The organism is Chromatocurvus halotolerans (assembly GCF_004340525.1).
In the GTDB taxonomy this organism is placed as follows: domain Bacteria; phylum Pseudomonadota; class Gammaproteobacteria; order Pseudomonadales; family Halieaceae; genus Chromatocurvus; species Chromatocurvus halotolerans.
This window is the reverse complement of sequence record NZ_SLWX01000005.1, coordinates 20,473-38,441: the sequence shown is the minus strand read 5'-3', so window position 1 is coordinate 38,441 and position 17,969 is coordinate 20,473. Positions and strand designations below refer to the sequence as shown.

Below are 17,969 nucleotides of genomic sequence, written 5' to 3'. Positions count from 1 at the left end.
GGACAGCAACCACTCATGCACAGCGACAATGCTATCGGTGCCGGCGCCGTGCTTTAGACCCTGTAAGGATGACGTCATGCAGCAAGCTCTACTTCACGGTTTTATCACCTTCCTCCGCCAGTGCGGCCTCAGCAGGGCCCTGTGTTTTTCCGCTGCCTTGCTTGCTGCTGTTCTGCAGAGTCAGGCCACCATCGCAGAGACCGAAAACCCGGAAACCCCCTGGAACTGGTCTGACGAGTACGTGAAAAGCCAGGTGAATCAGGTCCGCGCCGGTAGAAACCTCAATCCCGACAGCTGGCCAGGCGGTGCGAAGGTGGCGGTGCTGCTTTCCTATGACGTGGATAATGAAACCGTGATGGGTTTGCGCACTGGCGAGATCAGCATCGGAGCGCTATCGCAGGGACAGTACGGCCACCGCGTGGCGCTACCGCGAGTGGTCAAGCTGATGGACGAAAATGACATTCCCGCAACGTTCTTCTTTCCGGCCTGGAGCCTGAAGATTGCGCCTGAGCAGGCGGATCTGATCAATGCCTCCGGACAGCATGAAATTGCCGTTCACGGCTGGATTCATGAGCGGAACACGGCACTCGACGCGGAGACAGAAGAAAGACTCCTGCGCCAGGCCATGGATGAGATAGAGGCGATCAGCGGCCGTCGGCCGGTGGGCTACCGGGCACCGTCCTGGAATCACAGCCCTGATACCCTCGATATCGTGCGCAGGATGGGATTCCTGTACGAGAGCTCACTGATGCACGACGACCGTCCCTATGAACTGCTGCAGGACGGTGAGCCGACGGGCATGGTGGAGCTCCCGGTGGAGTGGATTCTCGACGATGCGCCGCTTCTCAATCCCCTCGGCAACCGCTACATGAATCCGCGGGATGTCATGCAGGTGTGGATTGACGAATTCGACAAGGCCTGGGAGGAGGGAACGATGTTTCTGCTGACCATGCACCCGCATGTCATCGGTCACCGGTCTCGCATCGTCGCACTGGAAGGCCTCATAGCGCATATCCAGGCGAAAGGTGATGTGTGGTTCGGCACCCACGAGGCGGCCGCCCGCTATGTGCGGTCTCAGGCAGGGATGGACTGAAGCGCGGGCGGGCAACGTTGGCCCCATCGCGTTTTGCGCGTCGGCGGTGGGGGTTCAGCGATAGTGTGTCAGGGCAAAACTCAGTAGCCAGCGGTTGCCGGACCGGATCCTCGACACCTCATGCCTGTACAGGTCCGGCCGGAAAACAATGACGCGCCCGAGGACGTTGAGAATACTGCGCTCGCAGAGAAACTCGCCGCCGGCCCTGGGTTTTACCAGGACGACGTTGAGCTTGTAGAGGCGTCCCTCTGAGACCATGTCCAGATGCGGGGCTATCTGGTGGCCTTCCGAGTAATGGACGAGGTAGATGCTGAGACGTCGTGAGTGAAACAGCACCCGGTTTTTGACGTTTCTTGCCATAGCGCGCGAGCACGTGTGTGGGTGTCTGATCACTATTGTCCGCGACACGTCCGCTAATTGAAAGTTGTACCGGACACACGCGCTGATGAGCCTGCCTCCGTACACCTCACGTCATTGCCCAGCCCATCAGGGCAACACCAATCACGCCACGCAATACGCTGCCAACGATGCGTCCGCGCGTAAGTCCCTGGATTGCTGACAATAGCAGGGCGATTCCAAACAGCAGCGCCGTCCAATCCAGAGTACCGTCAACGCCAGCGCTGGTGCCGACGCCGCCGAAGAAATTGCCTATTGCCGGAGGTATCCCGGCGAGAAAACTGCCTACGCCTTCTCCAGCGGAACGCAGAAAGTCACCGGAGTCTGCGGTTACATCCATTGCCGTACCTCATTAAGCGGTTAACCGGGGAACACGCGACCTGTCGCGGGACGAATAGCTTACACGGTATTCGAAGCGGCGCGGAGACTGTTGCTTCATCGATGCCCGGTTTGCGGGACAGACCTTATCAAGGTCGTTATGCTGTGCGCTTCCAGCGCCGTATTTATGAAAAGGTAGGCTTTGCCGGGCTATGCACCGAGAAAACGCAGGAGATGCTCGATAATGGAAATGCCCCGGAACACGCTGCGGTTGATCGCACTCACCGCGCTGCTGGCGACGATGCCAGTCGAACCGGCTGTTGCAACAGAGGCCGTTGCCCCCTACGTCGTCACCACCCGTGAGGACGTGCAGCGCATGCTTGATCTCGCGTCTGTCGGGCCGGGCGACCTTCTCATCGACCTGGGGTCGGGCGATGGCCGTATTCCGATTGCCGCCGCTGAGCAGGGCGCGCTTTCCGTGGGTATTGATATCGATCCTGATCTCGTGAGCATGGCAAGGGACAATGCTTCGGGGGCAGGCCTGGGCGATCGGGTGCATTTCCGGGTCGATGATGTCTTCACCACCCCGATTGCGGAAGCGAGCGTTGTCACGCTGTACCTGATGCCCGACGTGAACCTGCAGCTGCGGCCACGTCTTCTGTCCGAACTGGAGCCGGGCACCCGGATTGTCTCCAACACCTTCACCATGGGCGAGTGGGCGCCGGATGCGCACGTGTCGGGGCGCAGCAGCGGTGGCCTCCTGCTGTGGATTGTTCCGGACCGGATCGAGGGGCATTGGCAGCTTGAGTCGTCGGGTGACGTGCTGCATATCAAGCAGCGTTTTCAGGAGATTGAGGTCACGCTGCGCAGCGATGGTAAGGTTATGGCGAGTGGTCTTGGTAAGCTTCGCGGCCGCCAGTTCACCTGGACGGGCAAGGACGTCGAGGGGCGAGACCTGCGTGGCACCGCGCGCCGGCAGGGCGAGGTGCTGTCCGGCGTTATCTGGCGCGAGGTGGATAGTGACGCGGCGCCGGAGCGTGTTATGTTCTCGGCCCGGCGTCGCGACTCCTGATCGGATAACGACGCTTTGGCAGCCGGTACTAGCGGCCCGCCGGCAGAACGACGCTCTCTCCACTGGGTTCGAAAAGCTCCGGGTCCTTATTGGAGGCGTTTCCTACGCCACGGCTGATTGGGTATAGCCGCAAGTTTTCTTTGAGTACCGGTGCCAGCATGCGGTCTTCCGGATCGATGGTCTCGCGATTATCCAGCCAGAGACGGCATTCTTCCCTGGTCAGCATGAGCGGCATTCGGTTGTGCCAGGGCTTGAAGGACTCCGCCGCCTCCGTTGTTACCAGGGTGCAGGACAGCAGCGGCGAACTGCCGCCCTCCCAGACATCCCAGAGCGCCGCGACGGTAAGTGTGCGATCTTCGTTGGTGATGAGCCAGGGTTGTTTTTGACCCCGCTCCTTCCGCCATTCGATGAAGCTGGACATCGGCACAACGCCTCTTTGCGTGCGGAACGGTTCGCGGAATGCCGGACTGCGGGTCAGTGACTCCGCCCGCGCGTTGAACATGCTGTATCGGGTGCTGACCTCTTTGGCCCAGGAGGGAACGAGCCACCAGCGGGCGGGGTTTCCCTGTCCATCGCGCAGCAGCAGGACGTCTTCCGTCGGGGCGATGTTGTACCGTGGTCCCGGCAGCTGAAGATCGATAGCGAGTTCGTCCAGCAAGTTCTGGAGACCGGGCATGTCTGTCATGTTGAAGCGGCCACACATAAGGTTGCCCGATAGATGGATTGACTGAGTTATCCAGGAGCCGCGTAAAGCCGGTACCGTCAATGGCGCAGGATACCCTGATGCCTGCGCAGAGGCACGACCGATACTGCGAGCGGTCAGTCGAAGCGTGGTGTCGATCTGTTGAGCGAGTTAAGCTGCCGTCTCGATAATCAGGATTTCACAGTATGTACTGCCGCCTCGCTATCTCAGCCATCATGCTATTGCTATCGCTGAACACCAGTGCCGACGCCCTGGCCGTGAAAGGAGGCATCAGCAGCTGGTGGCCGGGCGCCGAGGGTCCGCGCAACAGCGGTGACTCCGAGCAGGTTTTCAGTGCCTTTGCCGCTCTTGAACATCCAGTACCGTTCGTTCCGAACGCCAGGCTGCGTGTCTGGGACTATTCCGGGGAGCGGGAAGGTGGGATCGACCTCACCACGGTTGACGCCATCCTGTACTACGAGATCTTCGACAACGACGCCATCGATCTGGATCTGGGGGTGGCCGCCACGCACTTTCGCAACGGGCGCATCGGATTTGACGACACGTTCTCAGGCTGGCTGCCGCAGGCGTACGGCACGCTCCGCATGCCCGTGACTGGCAGCGGAACCGGCTTCGGCCTGTACGCAGAGGGCACCGGCACTCATTGGGAGGGCAGCAGGACCCTGGATATCGAGGGAGGCGTGGATTTCAAGATCGACGCGCCACTGCTGGACGTGCTGTTTCGCGCAGGCTATCGGCACGTGACGAACGACCTCGATGACTTTGACCGGGTTGACGGAAAGCTCGAATTCAGCGGCTTTGCCATTGGCGTGATCGTAGACCTGTAGATCCGTTGCAGAGTCTGCTGGCCCACTAGGGGATGGCCCGCTACCCGTAATGGCTCCAGAGACGGAGAACGTTAACCAGACGTTCCTCGTCGAGCACCGGGTAAACGAGGCGATGTTGAGTATCGCCGCTACGTGGTTTGCACCAACGACGGTGATTTAACTATGATGGCCGGCCAACGGCTGAGGTGCAGAATCACAAACGCTCGACCCACTGAGCGCAGGTTCGCAAAACCCATTACTCGAAGAATGGCAGCAAGCTGATCCGGGAGCTCGTAGTGGAAAACCAATCGCGTCGACGCTACAGCCGCAATCATCAGCGGGCGATGAAGTATATGCTCGTTTCCCTGGTGCTCGGCTTTCTGCTGATAGTGACCGCTATAGGATGGATGGTGACCGCCTTCAAACTCTCCTCAACCAGGGAAGAGTTTTTCAGCCGCCAAATTCCGGATCGGCGCGAGGTCGCAAGCGCGGAACATCTGCGTTCCCGGGTCGCTGCGTTGGAACAGGAAGTGCTGACCCTGCGGGAAGAAAAGGCGAGCCTGGTAAAGAATCGGATTCCCGATCTCAATCCCATGACATTCGACGCTACGATGCCCATTGGCCAGGGTTACCTGAAGAACATCAGGTTCACGCAGACAGGTACCGAGACGGATAAGAAGTTCGAGTACCTTGCGGTTCTGAAAAATGATGGTGAGCGCAGGATCACGCCGGATGTTGTCATCTATCTGTTTGACGCTCTGGGCATTCAGCTGGGAATGGCCAGACTTGCCAGTACCGATATAACCCTGGAAAGGACGGATGATGGATTGAGTGCGGGAGAATCCCGCTCCTACTTCAGTCAGATTGAGCTGATCCGCGAACGCGACCCTGCCTACTTTCACGTCGAAGTGAAGTGAACAACACGCCAGCTCTGCTGGCTTGTCTCACGAAACCCTGGCCCTGCACACATGGTTCGCATCATGACGTTCGTGTCATCCCCGCGTACTCATGGCCGGACGTTGCACTGCGTTCTGAATGTAGGCGAACCTGCACATCCTGTGCTATGTTTTTTTGGTAGCTCGCCTAACGCCAATCAAGGACGACCCATGCGCACTTCCCTGGCCCGTATTTTCTCAGTCCTCGCGTTGTTTTTCTGTTGTGCCGCGAGCGCCCAGCCGCTGACCACCGAACAGATGGAGCAGCTGACATTCCGCCACATCGGCCCGGTCGGTAACCGGCTTATCGCCGCGACCGGCATCCCCGGCGACCCCATGATCTATTACGTGGGTGCCGCGTCCGGAGGAGTCTGGAAGACCACCGACGGCGGTTTGAACTGGCAACCGGTGTTCGATGAACAGCGTGTGCATTCCATCGGGGCCCTGGCGCTGGCGCCCAGTGATCCTGAGGTCGTTTACGCGGGGACCGGTGAGTCCTTCATCCGCTCCAACGTGTCCATCGGCAACGGCGTCTGGCGATCCACGGATGGCGGAGCGCACTGGACCCACGTCGGTCTTGAGAAAACCGGCCGCATAAGCCGGATTGTGGTGCATCCAGACGATCCCGATACGGCCTACGTGGCGGCTCTGGGTCACGGGTACACGCCGCAGCAGGAGCGCGGTATCTACAAAACCACTGACGGCGGGAGCACCTGGACGCAGGTGCTGCACGTCGACGAGGAGACCGGTGCCTCGGATCTCGTCATGGATCCCTTCAATCCCCGTATCCTGTTCGCCGGTATGTGGTCGCTGGAACTGCGACCCTGGACGAGAACCAGCGGTGGTCCGGGTGGGGGCATCTACAAATCGCTGGATGCCGGTGCTACCTGGACAAAGCTCGAAGGCAAGGGGCTGCCCGAGGGCGAGGTCGGAAAGATTGCGCTGGCCATGACCCCGGCGCAGCGCGGCCGGCTCTACGCCCTGATAGAGACGGGCGACGGCATACCGCTCAATGGCGAACCCACGAACACGGGTGAACTGTGGCGCTCGGAGGATCGTGGCGCCACCTTCGACCTGATCAATTCGGACCGGGACCTGACCGGGCGCGGGGCATACTACACGCGCCTCGCGGCCTCTCCGGACAACGCCAACGAGACCTACTTCTTTTCTGCGGCCTATACCACCAGCATCGACGGCGGCAGGACGACGACCAATGCCGCACCTGGCGAGGCGCCAAACTGGGATCACCATGAAATGTGGATCGACCCCACGAACGGCGACCGGCAGATCGTGGTCGGTGACGGTGGGCTCGCCATCAGCCAGAATCGGGGAAAGTCGTGGCATCGCGTGCAGCTGCCGGTGGCGCAGCTCTATCATGTCACGACAGACACGGAAGTGCCGTACAACGTCCTGACCAACCGACAGGACGGACCGTCGATGAAGGGGCCCAGCAGGAGCCGCTCGAGCAGCTTCTTCGGTGCGTTTATCGGCACCGGTCTCTGGCATGATGTGGGAGGGGGCGAGAGCGGGTTTGCCACACCGGACCCGACGGACCCCAATATCGTCTGGTCCAGCGCCTCGGGTTATGGCGCGCTGGGCGGCGTGGTCGTGCGCTATGACGAGCGCACCGGGCAGTTCCGCCAGGTCGAGGTCTGGCCTGAGCTGACGGCGGGAACACCGGCCGCGGACGTGAAGTATCGCTTTCAGTGGACCTTTCCGCTGCTGATTTCCCCGCACGACAGCGACACGGTGTATGTGGCCAGCCAGTATGTGCATCGCACGACCAACGGCGGTCAGTCCTGGGAGATTGTCAGCCCTGACCTGAGTCTCGACGACGACAGCAAGCAACAGTTTTCCGGGGGGCTCACCGGCGACAACATTGGTGTCGAATATGCCAACGTGGTCTATGCGCTGGATGAGTCGCCACTGAAACAGGGCCTGCTGTGGGCGGGCACCAATGACGGCCTGGTCCATATAAGCCAGGACAACGGGTCCAGCTGGATCAATCTCACGGACAATATTCCTGATATGCCTTCCTACGGTGCTGTGCGCAACATCGAGGCCTCCGGGCATGACGAGGGAACCGCCTATATCACCGTAGACGCGCATGAGATGGGCGACTTCGCTCCCTACGTTTACCGGACCCGCAATTACGGCAAGTCGTGGCAGAAGATCACGGCGGGAATCGAGGACAGTCCCCTGAGCTACGCCCGGATGATCAAGGAAGACCCGATCAACCCGGAACTCCTTTACCTGGGCACGGAAAACGCGCTGTACTTTTCCCTGGATGCGGGCGGAAGCTGGCAGTCACTCATGACCAACCTCCCCTCAAGCCCCATGTACTGGATGGACATTCCGGAGCACTTCAACGACCTGGTGGTCGGCACCTACGGCCGCGGGATCTGGATTCTCGATGACCTGACGCCCCTGCAGCAGTTCAGCGACGACGTCGCCTCATCCCCGCTGCACCTGTTCGATCCCAAGGACGCCTATCGTCTGCAGCCGGTATCGATGGTGATGCAGTTCTTCAAGGAGGCGTCGTTCGGCGATGACCCGCCAAAGGGCACCTCGCTGCATTACTGGCAGTCAGAGGACAGGGAGGAGGGTGTGTCTCTGGTCATCACCAACGAGCAGGGTGAGACCGTGCGCACTATCGAGCACAAGGGTGAAGCGGGCATGAATCGCGTGTGGTGGGATTTCAAGGAAGATCCGACTTCGGAAATGATTCTTCGGACCAAACCGATCTACGCCGACTGGTACCCCATGAAGGAAGATGGCACGCGTGAGTCGCTGGTGAAGCCCCTGTCATTGATGGCGAGCCCCGGGGTGTATTCCGTGACCCTGAAGGCCGGCGATGTCGAGCAGACGCAAACGTTCGAACTGCTGAAAGATCCCAATACAGAAGGCAGCCTTGAGGATATTCAGCAACAGAAGGCCCTGCTGGACCGGATCCGGGCTGACTTTGAAGAGATCTCTGTTGCGGTCAACGAAGCGGAAAGCCTGCGCCGGCAGCTGCGCGACCTGATGCCGCTGGTGGGCGATGACATGCTCGAGGACGTGAAGACAGTGGATGACGCCGTGACTGAGATCGAGAACCGGATGCTGCAGCTCAAGCACACGGGCAAGGGTCAGGACGCAATTCGCCTTCCCGGCATGCTTCTGGAAAAACTCGATTACCTGGCATCGACCGTTGCCATTGCGGACTTCAGGCCGGCGGATCAGTACGTCGAGGTCTTCGACAAGCTGCATCAGGAATGGCGTGAGGTGCAGCAGACCTGGGAAACGGTAAAACGCGAAGACGTCGCGTCACTACGTCAGGCAATGCGGGACGGGGAGGTCGGGCCGTTGGTCGTCAGATCCGATCAGGAGTGATGGCCGATCACCATCAGGACACATCCATCTCGCCATCCGGCAGTTCAGGAGGCTCCAGCAGCTCACGGACGGCGACAATCAGTTCCATCGAGGTATGGGGCTTCTGCAGCACGCGGGTAATGCATTGTGGCAGCTCGTCTTTGCGGACATTGGCAAGTCCGGAAACCATCAGCACCGGTATGTCGGGTCGGAAACGTGTGACCTCCTGAGCGAGGTCGATACCGGAAAGTCGGGGCATCGTGTTATCCGTCACCAGCAGGTCGATGCTTCCCGGATCTGATTTTATTTCTTCGAGCGCCCTCACGCTCGACGTGAAGCTCGTTACCTGGAAACCCGCCGACTCCAGTCGCCTTCTACCGAGTTCAACCAGCGTTGGCTCGTCGTCCACCAGGACGATTTTCCCCCGGTTATCCGTATTGACCTCGACCCGCGGCTCGACACTGTCTGTGCAGGCCACGTCCGCGGCTGGCAGAAAGATGTCAAACGTCGTGCCATGTCCTTCATGACTCCTGAGTTCGATAATGCCGCGGGCACTCTGGACCGTTGCCCGAATCATCCACAACCCCAGGCCGGTGCCTCCTCCCACGGCCCGCGTGGTGACGAAGGGATCGAATACAGCTTCCCGCATGTCCGCGGGTATGCCGACACCGTTATCGGTAACCGTCAGCCGGGCATATAGCCCGGGCTTCAGTCCCGGATGTGCGACGACAGCGTCGTCGTCGGCGCGAAAGGGAACAAGACTGATATCCATCACACCCTCCGCGCCAGGCATGGCATGAGCCGCGTTGGAACCGAGGTTCATCATGATCTGATGGATCTGCGTGCTGTCGCAGAAAACGGCGGGGGTGGCGTCATCGAGGTGAATTCTGACGTCTACAGATTTCAACACGGAGGCCTGCAGGAGTTCCAGGGCTTCACCAACCGGTCCCTGAAGGTTGGTGGCACTTGCCTCCAATTGTTGTTGACGGGCGACAGTCAGCATCCGGCCCACTACCTGACGGCCTCGCTCTGCCGCTCGGATGATGTGGCGGATGTCATCGCGATGCTCGGACCTGAGAGACGTATCCTCCAGGATTATTTCGGAATACCCCAGAATAGCAAGAAGCAGATTGTTGAAGTCATGGGCGACGCCGCTGGCAACGGCGCCAACGGTTTCCAGTCGCTGGGCTTCGCGAAGCTGTTCCTCCATCCTGCGGCGCAGGGAAATATCCACCACCGATGCAAGGACGAAAGTTCCCTCATCGGTGGTAATGGGCGTGAGTCCCACCTCCACCGGGATTTCCACACCATCGCTGCGCACGCCGTAGAGTTCCCGCCCGGTGCCCATGGGGCGGGCTTCTGGCCTGTGCAGATAATCCTGCCGGTGTTCGTGATGGTTCTCCGAAAACCGCCGAGGGACAAACTCATCGATGGACCTTCCCACAATTTCACCGTCGGCGTAAGCGAAGGTCCTTTCGGCCTCCCGGTTGGCCATCACGATCATGCCCTCGGTGTCTACCATCAGCATGCCGCTTGGCGACGAGTCCACTGCCGCCCGGAAGCGAGCCTCGGCGTGGCGCCGTTCACTGAGATCCAGTATTGAGGTGATGATCAGCATGCCATCGGCAGTGGGGACGGGATTGAGTCCGATCTCCACGGGCACCTCCCTGCCATCCTTGCGAAGGACAAACAGATCGCGCCCGCTGCCCATGGGTCTGGTTTCCGGGGACCCCAGAAAATGGCTTCGGTGTTGCGGGTGAGAGTCACGAAATCTCTCAGGTACGAGCATTTCTATGGGTTGCTCGAGGAGTTCCTCGCGGGCGTAGCCGAAGAGCGTCTCGCTTTGCTGGTTCACGATGACGATGCGGCCTGCCTGATTCACCACGAGAATGGGTGTCGGCGCAAGATCAAGCGCCAGGGCGAAGACATTGTCAGGGTCAGCGTTACCGGAGACTGGCATTCTTCTTGTCCGCTTCTGGATATTGTCGCCGCAACACGCCGCAATCTTGACAGCATACGCGCCAGCGATTTTATCCGCAAAACCCGAGTCGACAAGCCCAAAGCAATGGAAGGGGCCGCGCAGAGCATTGCTCTGCGCCAGTGGCGCCGATCGGGGATGTCTGTGAGCCTGAATCGGACTCAGGTCCGGTTACCTGAGCGGGCACCGGTCTTCCGACAGTGTCTGTCCCAGTAAGACGAGGGAGGGAGTCGACCCAGCGATTACATCACGGGAGGTGGTCTGCGCGATACGCGCGAATGATTCCAACCGGCGCGCTCAGTATCTGGTTCTGCAGCAGGCTGATGTGCGTCCTGCCGCGCGTTTCCCCGGCGGCAATATCCCTTAGCGTCTCCATGCCGTGCACAACCCGGCCAAAGGCAGGGAAACCATTGGCATCCGGTCGCTGGCTCTGTCCATGGTCAAGGTTGGGCGCGTCTCGCAGGCAGATGAAAAACTCGGGAATCACATCGCCAGTCTGCAGCAGGTCCCTGGCCATCGAGACAGTGCCGGTGTGGTGTGGAATGCCCGTCAGCGCGGTATTTTCAGTGAACGGGAGCGTCGGGACACCCGTAGGTGGTTCGCGGCCTGCGTCCCCCTGAAGCCAGGAATGCAGCAGTCCGCCCTGAATAACCTGCGGTGTTTCCTTGCCGTCCAGCGCTCCGGAGCGATAAAACGTTGCGCCCGCGTAGTGCCCCCCATCCACCAGTCGCAGGAAATAGGTCGCGGTCTCCGGGGCCTTGTCGACCAGGACTTCGATGTGGATAGTTCCCAGCGCCGTCTCCAGAACGACGATCACCGGATCTTCAGCGTCTGCATTGGCAGGCAGTCCTGAAAAGAGACTCACTGTCCACAGCAGCAGGAAAGCCCCTATGCCCAGGATTGGTGTCGCCCGCATTCGAAAAGTGACCGGCATGCCATGCATCTCCTGCGCCGCGTGATCCCTTAGAAACGGTAGGTAAGCTCAGCGCCGTACATTCTTGGTTCATTGCGTATTGCGCTGGTGAAGCCGAAGGCGCTGGTCTGCTCGGTGTAGTCGACGAGGAAATCCTCATCGCCGAGATTGGTGCCGAACAGGGCAACCTGCCAGGCGTCGCTGGCGGACCGGTAGGTCAGCCGGGCGTTGACGACGGTGTAGCTGTCGATGGCAAAGTTCTCATCCAGGTTGTGTTCATCCTTGTAGCCGATGCTTATGAATCCGCGCAGCTCGCTGCCGTCGGCGAACTGCACGGCTCCATCGGCACCCAGGGTGCCGGAGAAGTCCGGCGAGAAGCGCAGCGGTGTCCCGGAGTAATCGACGCCTGAGCGGAAAAATCTGTCGTACTCGGTGTCCATCCAGGCACCATTGGCGAACAGCGTCAGGTACTGGGAAAGGCGGAATTTCATTTCGAACTCAAGGCCGTTGGATGAGGCCTCGCCCGCGTTGGCCAGGGCCACCACCTGATTCTCTATCACCTGTACCTGAAGGTCCTCGTAGTCCACCGCATACACTGAGGCGTTGAGCAGCAGGCGGTCGTTGAGAAACTGCGACTTGATACCCGCCTCGTAGTTCAGCGTGGTTTCGGGGTCGACCGGACGGGTGGCCTCCGGCACGACCTGCAGGAAGGTGGGTCCGGGTGTCTGGTCGGCGGTGGGGTAGGTGTTGAAGCCACCGGACTTGTAGCCCCGGGTAACGCCGGCATACAGCATGACATCGTCGTTGACGCGGTAGTCCACAACCACCCGGGGTGAAAAGTCCGACCAGCTCTCTGAGCGTTCTGCGGCTGCCGGGTCGGGCACGCCTTGCGCGTTCACGAACTGGGCCGAGGAGGCCAGCACGAGGCCCAGGCCGTTGAGTCCTGCCGCGCCGTTGTCGTGCAGCGGCGTGTTGTAGCCAATTGTCTTGTCGTCGTAGGAGTAGCGCGCGCCGAAGGTGAGGCTCCAGCGTTCGGTGAAGCGCCAGGTCGCATCGCCGTAGACGGCGTAGCTGTCGGTGTCGCTCGCCACCGCACTGTCCTCCTCGAACGGCAGTCCGCCGTTCAGGCCGAGAAAATCAGCAAAGCCAATGGCAAAGTCCATGTCGTAGCTTTCCTGCAGGTAGCTCGCGCCGATAAACCAGTCGAGTGTTTCGTGCGTGCCGCTCAGACGAAATTCCTGGCTGAGGGTTTTGTTCATGGCGGTGTTGTAGAGATTATTGCCGATATAGAACTCGGTGCCGTCGTAGTCGCGTGCGGCAGAGGTCTCGTACTCCAGGTAGGAACTGAGCGAGGTCAGGGTCAGCGATGGGGTCAGGTCCCAGGTTGCGGACAGCCAGTACAGCTCCATGCTCCGGTCAAACAGGGGGAGAGTGGGCTCCGCAGACCCGGCAGGATCACCCAGAACATTGATGTTACCGTTCACCGCTTTCCTGTCGCTGCGGTCCCGGGTCAGTTCACTGACCGGCAGCCCTGCGTCGATGCTTTCACCAAAGCGCGCGATTTCATCGGTCTCGTTCCACTGCCCGCCAACTTCCACGGCGACCGTCTCTGACGCGTCCCAGAGCAGCTTGACTCGTCCTGTTGTCCTGTCGCGGTTGTCGCCATCAATACCGTTGATCACGTTTTCCTGCCAGCCGTCGCGCTGGCGCGTCTGCAGCGTCGCCCGCACATAGACGTTGTCCGTGATGGGCGCATTCAGCATGCCCCGCGCCATCTGCGCACCGTAGTTACCCAGCCCGAGGCCTACCTCGGCTTCAACGGCGTCTACCGGCCTGGCCGTGGTGATGCTGATTGCACCACCGACGGCATTGCGGCCGAACAGGGTGCCCTGGGGTCCTTTGAGAATCTCGACCCGCTGGACATCCAGCAGATCACTCAGCGCTCCGCTCTTGCGCGCCAGATAGATGCCGTCCTGATACACGCCGATGCTCGGGTCCGTACCGACGCTGGTCTGGTTGGTCCCGATGCCGCGGATATAGGGGGAAACGAAGGCGCCCGATGCGCCGGAGACGCTCAGTCCCGGGGTAAAGAACTGCAGGCCCTCGAAATCCGGCGAGCCGATCTGCTCAATCGCGTCAGCGGTAAAGGCCGACAGCGCGATCGGCACATCCTGTGCGCTCTGGTCGCGCTTTTGCGCTGAGACAATGACCTCCTCCAGCATGGGCTGCGCCTGTGTCGCCAGGCTGACAGAGGCGGTGGAGAGAAGGGCAACGGCAATTCCGGTGCGTGTTGGCAGAGTCATGGTAGGTCCTTTTCTTATTGAGTCGGTTGATGCCGGGCGTGTTCCGGCGCGATTTGACAGACAGCCGTCTAGTGGCCCACTAGCCCCTCAGGACTCGCGGTCTTTGGCGGCTGCCACGAGCGCGCGCACGTCGCGCAGCAGTGACTGGCTGTCGAATACGATGCCGTCCTTTACCGTGTAGCGAAGGCTGGTGGCGTATTCGGGACGCGCCGTGTCCGCGTTCAGACGGTAGTGCCCCGTGCCGTACAGAGTCTTGAGGTTCTTCAGGGGATTGCCGCGGGTGATGATCAGGTCGGCCTTCTTGCCGACCTCGACGCTGCCCGTGTCATCGGCAAGACCCAGCAGTTCCGCGCCGTTCAGCGTGGCGGCGGAAATCACCTCGAGAGGCAGGAAGCCCGCCTCTCGCAGCATTTCCAGCTCCCGGATATACCCAAAGCCGTAGACCGAGTAGATAAAGCCCGAATCCGCTCCGGCGGCGACACGCCCACCGGCATTCTTGAAGTCGCGGACAAATCGCATCCACAGGGCAAAGTTGTGCTTCCAGGCCGTCTCGTCCTCGGTGCCCCAGTCAAAGTGGTACGAACCGTGGGCGAGGGTGTTGGGACTGAAGGCGCGCTGCATGTAGGGCATCGTGTAATCGGCGTGCCAGTCCTTGTTGCGGGCGCGCATCAGGTCACGGTTGGCCTCATACACGCTGAAGGTCGGTACCAGGCTGGTGTCGTGCGCTATCAGGGCGTCAATCGTGTCTAGCCACCGCGCTGAACCCGGCGCCGCCGTCTGCTGCCACAGATCGCCGGCAGCGCGAAAGCGCGACTGCTCGTCGCCGTAGTTGTAGTCGGCAGGGAAGTCCTGCGTGGTCCGGTCGGTGAACATCGCCTCGGGCAGCCCATACCAGTGTTCAATGCTGGTCAGCCCCAGGCGCGCGCTGTCCAGGGCGTCGGCACGTGCCACGGAGATCTGCGAATGGTGGTAGGCCGTTCGCATGCCGAGTTCCCCGGCCTGGTCTATGGCCGCCTCAATCACCTCGGGCGCTGCGCCGATCAGTTTGATGCCGTCAGCACCGGCCTTGTGCACACTGCTGATCCAGTGGCGTGCCGCCTCGGGTGAGGCGGTGGTTTCCGGCAGCATGGCGTACACCTGCATCCGCGGTGCTGCAATCTCCCCCGCGTCACTTCTGGCTTTCTGCGCGAGCGTCCAGCGCAGCCCCATCAGCGCGCCTGCATCCCGGACCGTGGTGACGCCGTGGCCAAGCAACAGTTTGCTGACGTACTCGGGGTTTGTCAGAGCGCCGCCCACCGCGTGCGTTGGTGTCCCGAAATGCACGTGAGCGTCGATAAAACCCGGCAGCACGTACTGGCCGGCGGCGTCGATCACCCGGGTATCTCCCGCGGTGGAAACCGCGTCGGGCAGACCCGAGCCGGTACCCGCCCCGGCAATCGACACGATGCGGTCGTCCTCAATGACGATATTCACCGGGCCGCGGGGCGGGGCGCCGGTGCCGTCAATGAGTATCGCGCCGGTGATGACCAGCCGATCGTAAGGTCCTTCAGATTCGTTCCCCCGGTCGGGAATGGCGTCGGGTGTCTCGAACCCCAGAGCCCTGACCATGGCGATGGACTCCTCGCCGGGTAAAACACGGTCGATGTTGTCGGAGGCCGCAAGACAGCCGGCGCTCAGACCGAGCAGACACAGGGCGTAAAGTGGTTGTCGCAGCTGTCCCATGGATCGATCTCCGTAAAGCGAAGGAATCAGGGTAGGTCAGGCACCGGAAGCCCTGCTTGCCACTTTGCGACAGCAGGCATATCATTTTGCGACAAATGATCGCGGGCGAGGGCGATGCAGTACGACATCAGGAACCCACTGCTGACTGCGGCGGCAACCCTCCGCGGAAGTCTGGAGGCGGCCCGTGAATCGAATCTTGACCTGCAGTCATCTCTGGCGCGATTCGGCTGGTCAGAGCGCTGGCTCTGGGCACCGAAGGGCTACATTGCCTACCACACCGTGGTTGAATTCCTGAACGACGTGGCAGCCAGGAATGGCTTTTCGGGCTTTGGTTTTCACGTTGGCAGACACCAGCCGCCGGAAAGCTACGGACCCGCGCTACAGGTGCTGAAGCTGTGTGCCACGGCCCGTGAAGCTGTTGAACTCGCCTTTCGACATCACCTGCTGGTCAGTGAAGTCTCCCTCTGGACACTGGCGCAGGACACGCATTACGCCACTCTTGAGCGCATCGAGCGCGTGCAGTACCCCGGGGATCAGCGGCAGCTGCACGAGCTGGCGCTGACAACGGTTTACGCCCTGACGCGCACGATTGCCGGCGATCACCTGCCGCTGCGCGAGGTGCATTTCGTGCATGGCAAGCCAGCGCATGCGAAGCAGATGCAGGGATTTTTTGGCTGCCCTGTGCGATTTGAACAGAGCGCGAATGCCCTGATTTACCCGATGCAGGCGCTGGATCTGCCGCTCCCCTCGGCGGATGCGACGATTCTGGCCGCGGCTTCCAGCTACCTGGACACGCTCTCCGATGTGCAGGCGCTGGACGATTCCCTGAGTCACCGGATCTATGTCCACATTAAGCAGAGCCTCGGCACAGGCGACTGCAACCTCGAAGCAACCGCGCAGCGGTTTGGCCATAGCCCGCGCAGTCTTCAGCGGGAGCTGCGCAGGCGCGGCTACAGTTTCCGGGATCTGGTGGGCAAGGCGCGGCTGTCGGCGGCAGAGCATTATCTGAAACGAACGGGGATCGCGGCAAGCGATCTTGCAGGGATGCTGGGTTACCGCAACGCCAGTGGATTTTCCCGGGCATTCAAGAAGCACACGGGGCTAGCGCCCGATCACTGGCGCAGGGCCCACCAGTCCCGTTAGCGACGCAGTACGGCCAGCCAGCGCCCGATATTGAGCAGGCTCAGGAGCGATGCCGCAACATAGGTGAGCGCAGCGGCCTTGAGAATGCGCCGGGCGTGTGGCAGGTCGCCATCGTGAAGATATTGCCCCTCCTGCAGCACCGGCAGGGCCTTGCCGAAGCTGGCATCCAGCTCGACCGGTAGGGTGATCAGCTGCACCAGCGTGCCCAGTAACATCGACCCGACCGCGATCGCGATAAACCCCAGGCCCAGACCCGGGGCTCGCGTCGTCAGCATGACCACCGGTGCTGCCAGAAGCACAAAGCCACCGAATCGCTGCGCCCGCGCGGCGATCCCGGCGAGCGCCTGGCGGTTGCGGAACAGCCGTTCCCCGCGGGCATGCTGAATGGCGTGGCCCACTTCGTGGGCAGCCACGGTAATCGCGGTAAGTGAGTGCCCGTGATACCTGTCCTCAGCAAGGCGTACGGCCCTTGCCTGGGGATCGTAGTGGTCACCTGCTGATGTCAGTTCAACGCCCACATCCTGCAGGTTGAAGCGGTCCAGCAGGTGCCGGGCAAGCTCGGCGCCGCTGCCTTTGACCCGGTAGCGATCCGCGGGCTCGCTGTATTTGCGCAATATGTATTTCACCCATATGCCGGGTACGGCGATACCCGCGAGCAATAACAGTATGAAAAGAATCATCAGCATCGGCTTATTTTAATGGCTTTGTCGCGATGACGTCGCAGTCCGGGTTGATCCCTGTGGAGACCGGAGCGTATTCACTGTTTTAGGGACGGAGTTGCAGTCATGACCCTCGAGACAAGTCTTGCGTTGCTGGTAACGGCGTTTCTGTTTGGCGGTATGGCGCTGTTCTCTTTCGCCTTTGCCGCGTTTCTGTTCACGCACCTTCCCGCAGCGCAGGCGGGCACATTGTTGCGCCAGGCTTTTCCCCACTTCTATCTGGGCGTGATCGTTGTCGCCGCAGCGGCGGCGCTGCTGCACGTCCGCCTGGACACGGTCAGCGCCATGTTTCTTGCTGGCGTAGCTCTCAGCACACTACCTGCCCGACAGCTGTTGATGCCTGCCATCAACAGAGCCTCGGATGCTGGCGACCGTTCTCGGTTCAATCGGCTGCACGGTCTTTCTGTCGTCCTCGGCGTGCTGCAGATTGTGGGAGTGGCTTACGTGCTGCTTCGGTGAGCGTGATTCCGCGGCGGCGATTCTGCAGGTAGGGCTTCGACATGAACACCGCGCGGTT

General features: G+C 60.9%; 15 protein-coding genes. 7 read left to right on the top strand and 8 right to left on the bottom strand.

Features of this window, described 5'->3' with window-relative positions; all coding sequences use genetic code 11:
• The first annotated feature begins 76 nt into the window (after positions 1 to 76).
• On the top strand, positions 77 to 1,093 hold the full coding sequence (locus tag EV688_RS07235; protein WP_117315652.1) for a polysaccharide deacetylase family protein: 1,017 nt from the start codon (positions 77 to 79) through the stop codon (positions 1,091 to 1,093).
• 54 nt (positions 1,094 to 1,147) lie between these two features.
• Here EV688_RS07235 and EV688_RS07230 read toward each other — a convergent pair whose 3' ends face one another.
• Positions 1,148 to 1,453, bottom strand: a complete 306-nt coding sequence (locus EV688_RS07230; RefSeq protein ID WP_117315654.1) for a 2OG-Fe(II) oxygenase — start codon at positions 1,451 to 1,453, stop codon at positions 1,148 to 1,150.
• 106 nt (positions 1,454 to 1,559) lie between these two features.
• The gene (locus EV688_RS07225; RefSeq protein WP_117315656.1) at positions 1,560 to 1,829 is read right to left on the bottom strand and encodes a hypothetical protein; all 270 of its coding nucleotides are present in this window, start codon (positions 1,827 to 1,829) and stop codon (positions 1,560 to 1,562) included.
• A gap of 222 nt (positions 1,830 to 2,051) precedes the next feature.
• Here EV688_RS07225 and EV688_RS07220 point away from each other — a divergent pair, with 222 nt between their 5' ends.
• Positions 2,052 to 2,879: a class I SAM-dependent methyltransferase gene (locus EV688_RS07220; RefSeq protein WP_117315658.1), complete on the top strand. Its 828-nt coding sequence runs from the start codon at positions 2,052 to 2,054 to the stop codon at positions 2,877 to 2,879.
• Between the two features lie 28 nt (positions 2,880 to 2,907).
• On the opposite strand, the gene EV688_RS07215 is transcribed toward EV688_RS07220, so the two are convergent.
• Positions 2,908 to 3,582 (bottom strand): SOS response-associated peptidase, encoded by a 675-nt coding sequence (locus EV688_RS07215; RefSeq protein WP_117315660.1) that lies wholly within the window; start codon positions 3,580 to 3,582, stop codon positions 2,908 to 2,910.
• A gap of 185 nt (positions 3,583 to 3,767) precedes the next feature.
• Between EV688_RS07215 and EV688_RS07210 the strand changes: the two genes are divergently transcribed.
• The 3 genes from EV688_RS07210 (at position 3,768) to EV688_RS07195 (ending at position 8,695) form a co-directional block, all read left to right on the top strand.
• Positions 3,768 to 4,409, top strand: a complete 642-nt coding sequence (locus EV688_RS07210; protein WP_117315662.1) for a TIGR04219 family outer membrane beta-barrel protein — start codon at positions 3,768 to 3,770, stop codon at positions 4,407 to 4,409.
• A gap of 275 nt (positions 4,410 to 4,684) precedes the next feature.
• Positions 4,685 to 5,305 carry a hypothetical protein gene (locus tag EV688_RS07200; protein ID WP_117315664.1) on the top strand — a complete coding sequence of 207 codons (621 nt, stop codon included), beginning with the start codon at positions 4,685 to 4,687 and terminating at the stop codon, positions 5,303 to 5,305.
• A gap of 189 nt (positions 5,306 to 5,494) precedes the next feature.
• Positions 5,495 to 8,695 carry a WD40/YVTN/BNR-like repeat-containing protein gene (locus EV688_RS07195; RefSeq protein ID WP_162883818.1) on the top strand — a complete coding sequence of 1,067 codons (3,201 nt, stop codon included), beginning with the start codon at positions 5,495 to 5,497 and terminating at the stop codon, positions 8,693 to 8,695.
• A gap of 13 nt (positions 8,696 to 8,708) precedes the next feature.
• Here the strand turns inward: EV688_RS07195 and EV688_RS07190 are convergent, their stop codons facing one another.
• The 4 genes from EV688_RS07190 to EV688_RS07175 form a co-directional block, all read right to left on the bottom strand.
• Positions 8,709 to 10,634, bottom strand: a complete 1,926-nt coding sequence (locus EV688_RS07190) for a hybrid sensor histidine kinase/response regulator (RefSeq protein ID WP_117315668.1) — start codon at positions 10,632 to 10,634, stop codon at positions 8,709 to 8,711.
• A 265-nt stretch (positions 10,635 to 10,899) separates the two neighbouring features.
• Positions 10,900 to 11,586 (bottom strand): peptidylprolyl isomerase, encoded by a 687-nt coding sequence (locus tag EV688_RS07185; RefSeq protein ID WP_162883819.1) that lies wholly within the window; start codon positions 11,584 to 11,586, stop codon positions 10,900 to 10,902.
• Between the two features lie 29 nt (positions 11,587 to 11,615).
• On the bottom strand, positions 11,616 to 13,868 hold the full coding sequence (locus EV688_RS07180; protein ID WP_117315672.1) for a TonB-dependent receptor: 2,253 nt from the start codon (positions 13,866 to 13,868) through the stop codon (positions 11,616 to 11,618).
• Between the two features lie 87 nt (positions 13,869 to 13,955).
• Entirely contained in the window at positions 13,956 to 15,590 is a 1,635-nt protein-coding gene (locus EV688_RS07175; RefSeq protein WP_117315674.1) for an amidohydrolase family protein, read from the bottom strand.
• A gap of 114 nt (positions 15,591 to 15,704) precedes the next feature.
• On the opposite strand from EV688_RS07175, the gene EV688_RS07170 reads away from it, so the two are divergent.
• Positions 15,705 to 16,733 (top strand): AraC family transcriptional regulator, encoded by a 1,029-nt coding sequence (locus tag EV688_RS07170; protein ID WP_117315676.1) that lies wholly within the window; start codon positions 15,705 to 15,707, stop codon positions 16,731 to 16,733.
• Here the strand turns inward: EV688_RS07170 and EV688_RS07165 are convergent.
• The gene (locus EV688_RS07165) at positions 16,730 to 17,413 is read right to left on the bottom strand and encodes a zinc metallopeptidase (protein WP_240624253.1); all 684 of its coding nucleotides are present in this window, start codon (positions 17,411 to 17,413) and stop codon (positions 16,730 to 16,732) included. The genes EV688_RS07170 and EV688_RS07165 overlap by 4 nt on opposite strands.
• 105 nt (positions 17,414 to 17,518) lie before the next feature.
• On the opposite strand from EV688_RS07165, the gene EV688_RS07160 reads away from it, so the two are divergent.
• Complete coding sequence (locus EV688_RS07160) at positions 17,519 to 17,911, top strand: DUF4149 domain-containing protein (protein WP_117315680.1); 393 nt, start codon at positions 17,519 to 17,521, stop codon at positions 17,909 to 17,911.
• Positions 17,912 to 17,969 lie beyond the last annotated feature (58 nt).

Coding starts and splice junctions, on each gene's coding strand:
- EV688_RS07160 (WP_117315680.1), top strand. CDS start 17,519: ATGACCCTCGAGACAAGTCTTGCGTTGCTGGTAACGGCGTTTCTGTTT.
- EV688_RS07185 (WP_162883819.1), bottom strand. CDS start 11,586: ATGCCGGTCACTTTTCGAATGCGGGCGACACCAATCCTGGGCATAGGG.
- EV688_RS07180 (WP_117315672.1), bottom strand. CDS start 13,868: ATGACTCTGCCAACACGCACCGGAATTGCCGTTGCCCTTCTCTCCACC.
- EV688_RS07220 (WP_117315658.1), top strand. CDS start 2,052: ATGGAAATGCCCCGGAACACGCTGCGGTTGATCGCACTCACCGCGCTG.
- EV688_RS07170 (WP_117315676.1), top strand. CDS start 15,705: ATGCAGTACGACATCAGGAACCCACTGCTGACTGCGGCGGCAACCCTC.
- EV688_RS07215 (WP_117315660.1), bottom strand. CDS start 3,582: ATGTGTGGCCGCTTCAACATGACAGACATGCCCGGTCTCCAGAACTTG.
- EV688_RS07175 (WP_117315674.1), bottom strand. CDS start 15,590: ATGGGACAGCTGCGACAACCACTTTACGCCCTGTGTCTGCTCGGTCTG.
- EV688_RS07190 (WP_117315668.1), bottom strand. CDS start 10,634: ATGCCAGTCTCCGGTAACGCTGACCCTGACAATGTCTTCGCCCTGGCG.
- EV688_RS07230 (WP_117315654.1), bottom strand. CDS start 1,453: ATGGCAAGAAACGTCAAAAACCGGGTGCTGTTTCACTCACGACGTCTC.
- EV688_RS07235 (WP_117315652.1), top strand. CDS start 77: ATGCAGCAAGCTCTACTTCACGGTTTTATCACCTTCCTCCGCCAGTGC.
- EV688_RS07210 (WP_117315662.1), top strand. CDS start 3,768: ATGTACTGCCGCCTCGCTATCTCAGCCATCATGCTATTGCTATCGCTG.
- EV688_RS07195 (WP_162883818.1), top strand. CDS start 5,495: ATGCGCACTTCCCTGGCCCGTATTTTCTCAGTCCTCGCGTTGTTTTTC.
- EV688_RS07225 (WP_117315656.1), bottom strand. CDS start 1,829: ATGGATGTAACCGCAGACTCCGGTGACTTTCTGCGTTCCGCTGGAGAA.
- EV688_RS07165 (WP_240624253.1), bottom strand. CDS start 17,413: ATGATTCTTTTCATACTGTTATTGCTCGCGGGTATCGCCGTACCCGGC.